At 72.3% G+C, this 6,268-nt stretch carries 6 protein-coding genes; 5 read left to right on the forward strand and 1 reads right to left on the reverse strand.

The window, feature by feature from the left end; genetic code table 11:
* The 5 genes from CCN56_RS28555 to CCN56_RS28575 all read left to right on the forward strand — a co-directional run.
* The coding region (locus CCN56_RS28555) for a cytosine permease (RefSeq protein WP_373412909.1) at positions 1 to 1,072 on the forward strand (1,072 nt) is incomplete at its 5' end.
* Positions 1,073 to 1,227: 155 nt separating this feature from the next.
* Complete coding sequence (locus tag CCN56_RS28560) at positions 1,228 to 1,407, forward strand: SPOR domain-containing protein (protein ID WP_041131060.1); 180 nt, start codon at positions 1,228 to 1,230, stop codon at positions 1,405 to 1,407.
* Between the two features lie 118 nt (positions 1,408 to 1,525).
* A complete protein-coding gene (locus tag CCN56_RS28565; RefSeq protein WP_256962205.1) occupies positions 1,526 to 2,005 on the forward strand; it encodes a (deoxy)nucleoside triphosphate pyrophosphohydrolase in 480 nt (159 codons plus the stop codon).
* A 253-nt stretch (positions 2,006 to 2,258) separates the two neighbouring features.
* Positions 2,259 to 2,681, forward strand: a complete 423-nt coding sequence (locus tag CCN56_RS28570) for an ATP-binding protein (RefSeq protein ID WP_086830877.1) — start codon at positions 2,259 to 2,261, stop codon at positions 2,679 to 2,681.
* A gap of 144 nt (positions 2,682 to 2,825) precedes the next feature.
* A complete protein-coding gene (locus CCN56_RS28575; RefSeq protein WP_086830878.1) occupies positions 2,826 to 5,396 on the forward strand; it encodes a SpoIIE family protein phosphatase in 2,571 nt (856 codons plus the stop codon).
* Between the two features lie 30 nt (positions 5,397 to 5,426).
* Here the strand turns inward: CCN56_RS28575 and CCN56_RS28580 are convergent, their stop codons facing one another.
* Positions 5,427 to 6,137, reverse strand: a complete 711-nt coding sequence (locus tag CCN56_RS28580) for a PspA/IM30 family protein (RefSeq protein WP_086830879.1) — start codon at positions 6,135 to 6,137, stop codon at positions 5,427 to 5,429.
* Between the last annotated feature and the right edge of the window lie 131 nt (positions 6,138 to 6,268).

Below are 6,268 nucleotides of genomic sequence, written 5' to 3' on the forward strand. Positions count from 1 at the left end.
CGGCGGTACGGAGGGCGCCGGCGCGGGCTTCTCGTGGATCGGCTTCGGTCTCGGCACGGGCGTCGCGCTCTCCCTGATCGCCCAGATCGGCGAGCAGGCCGACTACCTGCGCTTCATGCCGGCGAAGACCGAGGCGAACAAGCGCCGGTGGAACCTCGCCGTGCTCGCCGCGGGCCCCGGCTGGGTGATCATCGGCGCGGCCAAGCAGCTCGGCGGCGCCTTCCTCGCCTTCGTCGCCCTGGAGGTCGTCGGCAAGACCCACGCCCTGGAGCCGATCGCCCCGCAGATCGAGGCGCTCAGGCCCTGGCTCGGCTCGTTCGCGCTGCCCGCCGCCGCGCTGTTCGTGATCGTCTCCCAGATCAAGATCAACGTCACCAACGCCTACAGCGGTTCGCTGTCCTGGTCGAACTTCTTCTCCCGCGTCACCCACCGCCACCCCGGGCGCGTCTGGTACATCTTCCTCAACCTCGCCATCGCGCTGACGCTGATGGAGATGAACATGTTCGCCGCCCTGAACAAGCTGCTCGGGTTCTACTCCAACGTCGGCATCGCCTGGATCGCGGCCGTCGCCGCCGACCTCGTCATCAACAAGCGGGCCGGCTGGAGCCCCCCGTACATCGAGTTCAAGCGCGCCTATCTGTACGCCGTGAACCCGGCCGGCTTCGGGGCCATGGTCATCGCCTCCGTCGTCTCGATCCTCGCCTTCTTCGGCCTCTTCGGCAGCTACGCCGAGGCGTTCTCCACCTTCATCGCCGCCGGCCTCGCCGTCGTCCTCTGCCCGCTCATCGCCTGGGCGACCAAGGGCCGCTACTACCTCGCCCGCCCGAACACCGTGAACGGCCCCGGCGTCGAGGTCGCCGACGAGAGGGCGACCCACCTCTGCGCGGAGTGCGAGACGGCCTACGAGCTGCCGGACATCGCCGACTGCCCGGTGCGGTCCGGCCCCGTCTGCTCCCTCTGCTGCTCGCTCGACGCCACGTGCGGGGACGTCTGCCGCAAGGACCCCGGGGCCGCGGGCGGCCCCGTCCTGATGCCGGTGCCGACCGTCCCCGCGGCCGCGCCCGGGGTGTGACCTTCGGCCTCCCTCCGTCGGTTCCCGGCCGATCCGTGCCTCTTTGTGAAAACCCGTATCCGCTGTGTGAAGGTCAGGCGTAAGCTCCGGCATATGCGGATTGCGGTTTCCCGGAGATCCTCAAAGGCGCCCGGACCGGCGGAGGGAGAAGTCTGATGGCCGACAGCAGCCCCGTCCTTTCCTGGCTCGTCATACGGCAGGACGACAACGGCAACCGCTACCGGGTGGGGCGGTACGCGACCAAGGACGAAGCCCAGAAGATCGCGGACAGCCTCGACGACCGCGGCCACAAGCAGCTCTACTGGGTCGAGCGCGTCGGCAGCCCCGCCCTCTGAGTCCGGCGGGGCGGTCCCGCCCTCTGACTCCGGTGGGGCAGCCCGCCCTCGACCTCGACGGGGCGGCCCGCCCCCTGGGCCCGGCGGGCGCCGACCTGGCCGGGCTACGCTCGCGCCCATGACGGAACGCACCACCGACCCCGCCGCGCCCCACGAGCCCCACCGTGACGCCGGTCCCGATCAGGGACCCGGCGTCGTGGTCGTCGTCGCGGGCGCCCTGTACGACCGGGGGCGGCTGCTCGCCGCGCGCCGCAGCGCCCCCGTCGAGCTCGCCGGCCGCTGGGAGCTGCCCGGCGGCAAGCTCGAACCGGGCGAGGGCCCGGAAGAGGCCCTGGTCCGCGAGCTCCGGGAGGAGCTCGGCGTGGAGGTCGAGCCGGGCGAGCGCATCCCCGGCGAGTGGCCGCTGAAGCCCGGATACGTCCTGCGGGTGTGGACCGCCCGGCTGCTCTCCGGCGAACCGCGCCCCCTGGAGGACCACGACGAGCTCCGCTGGCTCGCCCGGCACGAGCTGGACTCGGTCGACTGGCTCGACCAGGACCGCCCCGCCGTCGCCGAGGCCGCACTGAGACTGCCGGTCGCCCCGCCGTCGCCGCACTGAGGCCGTCGACCACCCCCGCCCTCGCCGCGCTGGGGCTCTCGGCCGCGCCCACCGTCGCCGAGGCCGCGCGCAAACTGCCGGCCACCCCCGTCGACGGAGCGCGCGGCTGATGTCCTACGCCGTTCGTGCCACCGTGCGCCCGCCGACGCTCCCGGCGGGATACCCCGTCCTAAATATGGGGTATGTCCAGAATGTGCCCTCGGGAGGGGGCTTGGACCTTCCTGCTGACGCACGGCTGGGGAAGTGATCGGGTGTGAGCGACGCCGACGGCGACCGCGCGGAGTGGAACTTCCCGGCGGAGGCGAACGCCGTGCGCACGGCCCGCCACGCGGTGCGCGAGACCCTGCGCGCCTGGGAGCTCGACAGAGCCGTCGGCGATGTGACCGTCCTGCTGGTCAGCGAGCTGGTGACCAACTCGCTGCGGTACGCCTCCGGCCCCATCGGGGTCCGGCTCGTCCGTCCCCGCTCCGTCGGCGCCGACCCGGCGCATCCGCCGGCGCTCCTGGTGGAGGTTTCCGATCCGCTTCCGGATCCACCCACCGAGCGGGCCCCGGGGCCCGAGGACGAAGGGGGCCGAGGCCTCGGTCTGGTGGCCTGTTCTGCTCGTCGCTGGGGAACCCGTAGAGGAAGGACCGGCAAAACCGTATGGTTCGAGCTGGCTCTCCCTGGTGAGTAAACAGGGTGGGACAACGATCACCGGTACTCGGTCAGGGACGAACGAGACCACCCTGTGATCGTGAACGTCGTGCCGTCGGGGCCTGCCGTATTGAATACTGCGGGCATGGCCGGTCCGGTGCGGTGAGCTGGAGGGGACGGTCGCGTGAGCGAGATACCTGAGACGGCGAGCGGCGGCGTCGTGTGGCAGAGCAGCCCGCCCGGCTCCATCTATGACTACATCCGGGTGGCGTCCTTCTCGATCGGGCCCGACGGCCTCGTCGAGCAGTGGAGCCGACGGGCCGTGGACCTCTTCGGGGTCACCGCCGATGAGGCCAGGGGCAAGGACCCCGTCGAGGCCTTCATGCCCGCCGACCTGCGCGAGCGCGGCCACCGACGGGTCAAGGAGATCCTCGACGGCAAGGAGTGGACGGGCCTCGTCCCGTTCCGCATGCCCGGCGAGGACCGGCCCCGGGGCATCGCCGAGATGTACGTCATGCCGAGCGAGACCCAGAGCGGGGAACGGGCCGCGCTGTGCATCGTCGTCGACGTGCGAGCCCTGCGCCGCATCGAGACCGACCTCGCCGCCTCCCAGGCGATATTCGGCCAATCCCCCTTCGGGTTCCTCCTCTTCGGCACCGACCTCACCGTGAAGCGGGCCAACCGGCGCTTCGCCACCGTCTTCGGCGGCTCGGCCGACGACCACCGGGGCCGTACCGTCCACGACTATCTCAATCGCGCCGAGGCCGACCGGATGACCACCGCCCTCCGGCGGGTCCTGGAGACCGGCGAGGCCGTCACCGACTTCGAGATCGTCGGCGCCGCACCCGGTGCCAAGGACCGCCGCCACTGGTCCATCAACCTCTACCGCGTGCACAGCGGCTCCGGCCGCCCGATCGGCGTCGCCGGACTCGGCATCGACGTCACCCGCCGCCACAACGCCGCCAGGGAAGCCGCCAGCGCCCGCCGCAACCTCGCCCTCCTCAACGAGGCCGGCGCCCGCATCGGCAACTCCCTCGACCTGGAGGCCACCGCCCGCGAGCTCCTCGACGTCGCCGTCCCCGGCTTCTGCGACCTCGCCTCCGTCGACCTCTACCAGGGCCTCCTCACCGGAGACGAGGCACCGCCGGGCCGCTGGGGGAACTCCCACGACGTCGGCTACGGGGCGGGCAGCGCCGAGCTCCGCAGGGTCGCCTTCGCCAGCGCCGTCTCCGACACCCCCCTCAGAACCGACGAGGGCCACGGCCCGGGCAGCGGCTGCCCAGGACCCGTCCCCATCGAGGTCGGCGCCGTCCACCGCTACCCCTTCAACTCGCCCTGCGCCGGAGCCCTGCGCACCGGACGCATCCGGACGGTCCCCGGCTCCGACGGAGACCTCGTCCAGTCCACCCTGGTCGTCCCGATGGTCGCCCACGACACCGTCGTCGGCCTCGTCCAGTTCTCCCGCACGAAGGGCAGCGAGCCCTTCGGGGAGCGCGACCGGGCCCTCGCCGTCGAACTCGCCGCCCGCGCCGCCGTCTGCATCGACAACGCGCGCCTCTACCGCCGCGAGCACGAGCGGGCCCTGATCCTCCAGCGCAGCCTGCTCCCGCCCGGCGACCCCGAGGCCGCCGGACTCGACATCGCCTGCCGCTACCTCCCCGGCACCACCGCCACCGAGGTCGGCGGCGACTGGTTCGACGTCATCGAACTCCCCGGCCACCGCACCGCCCTCGTCATCGGCGACGTCATGGGCCGCGGCCTGCGCGCCGCCGTCGCCATGGGCGAACTCCGCACCGCCGTCCGGACCCTCGCCCAACTCGACCTGGAGCCCGCCGAAGTCCTCTCCCACCTCGACGAGATCGCCCGCGGCCTGGGCGCCCCCATCGGCGCACAGCAGTCCCGCGCCCACAAGAACCGGGGCCCCGAACTCTCCGAGGTCTACCTCGCCACCTGCGTCTACGCCGTCTACGACCCGGTCACCCGCCGTTGCACCTTCGCCAACGCCGGGCACCTCCCGCCGGTGCTCGTCGAACCCGGCGAGGAGGCCCTGCTCCTCGACGTACCCCCGGGGATGCCGCTCGGCGTCGGCGGGGAACCCTTCGAGGAGGTCGAGGTCGACCTGCCCGAGGGCGCCCTCCTCGCCCTCTACACCGACGGGCTCGTCGAATCCCGCGACCACCCGCTCGACGAGGGCCTCCAGGCCTTCCGGCGCGCCCTCACCGACCCGGCCCGCCCCCTGGAGGACGTCTGCGACCGGGTCCTGAACAGCCTGAACACCGGGCACGGCGAGGACGACATCGCCCTCCTCATGGCCAGGATCCAGGGGCTGCCCAGCGAGGCCGTCGGTGACTGGCAGCTGCCCAGGGAACCCCGCTCCGTCGGCCGGGCCCGCGAACTCGCCCGCGCCCAGCTCGCGGCCTGGGACCTCGAACCGCTCGTCGACACCGTCGAACTCCTCGTCAGCGAACTCGTCACCAACGCCCTGCGCTATGGCGAGGGGGAGATCCGGCTGCGCCTGCTCCGCGACCGCACCCTCGTCTGCGAGGTCTGGGACGCCGGCCTGGTCCAGCCACGGCGCCGCAGGGCCCGGGACACCGACGAGGGCGGCCGCGGCCTCCAGCTCGTCGGGCTGCTCTCCTCCTCCTGGGGCTCGCGCCGCACCCCGCGCGGCAAGACCGTCTGGTTCGAACTGGCCCTGCCGGACGGGGAGGGGACGGCGGAACCCACGGTGGAGCAGCTCCTCAGCATGTTCTGACCCGCTGACGGGATCAGGCCTTCTGTGAGATCACGCCTTCAGCGCGGCCAGCCGGGCCTCGATCTCGGCGCTGTCGCCGAGCGCGTCCAGCTGCTCGAACTGGGCGTCGAGCGAGGAGGCGGCGAGCTCCTGCTTGCCCAGGGCCTTCGCCTCCTCCCGGCGCACCTTGTCCTCGAAGCGGCTCAGCTCGCTCGTCGGATCGAGCACGTTGACGCTCTGCACGGCGTCCATCATCCGGTTCTGCGCCTGGGCCGACTTCGCGCGGGCGACCAGCTCGTCGCGCTTGGCCTTCAACTCGCCGAGCTTGGCCTTCATCTGGTCGAGGCCGGTCTTGAGCTTCTGTACGACCTCGGTCTGGGCGGCGATCGTCGGCTCGGCGGTCTTCGCCTCCTTCTCCGACTGCAGCTGGCGGCCCAGCGCCACCTTCGCCAGGTTGTCGAAGCGGTCCGCCTCCGCCGTCTGCCCGCCGGCCCGCAACTCGTCAGCCTTCCGGCTCGCGGCGAGCGCCTTGCCGCCCCACTCCTTCGCCGCGTCCACGTCCTCCTGGTGATCCTGCTCCATCAGCCGCAGGTTGCCGATGGTCGCCGCCACCGCCTCCTCCGCCTCCGCGATGTTGTTCGCGTAGTCGCGGATCAGCTGGTCCAGCATCTTCTGCGGATCCTCCGCCTGGTCGAGGAGGGCGTTGATGTTCGCCTTCGCCAGCTGGGTGACCCGGCCGAGAACCGTCTGCTTGCTGCTCATGGCACTGCTCCTTGGGGATGTGGGGATCCGGTGGGACTCAGAAACGGCCTCCGCCGCCCAGCCGGCCGCGCGTGCCGCTGCCGCCGAAGCTGCCGGGCCCGCCGCCGAAGCCTCCGCCCCCGAACCCCCCG

The organism is Streptomyces sp. NRRL B-24572, from assembly GCF_002156145.1.
In the GTDB taxonomy this organism is placed as follows: domain Bacteria; phylum Actinomycetota; class Actinomycetes; order Streptomycetales; family Streptomycetaceae; genus Streptomyces; species Streptomyces vietnamensis.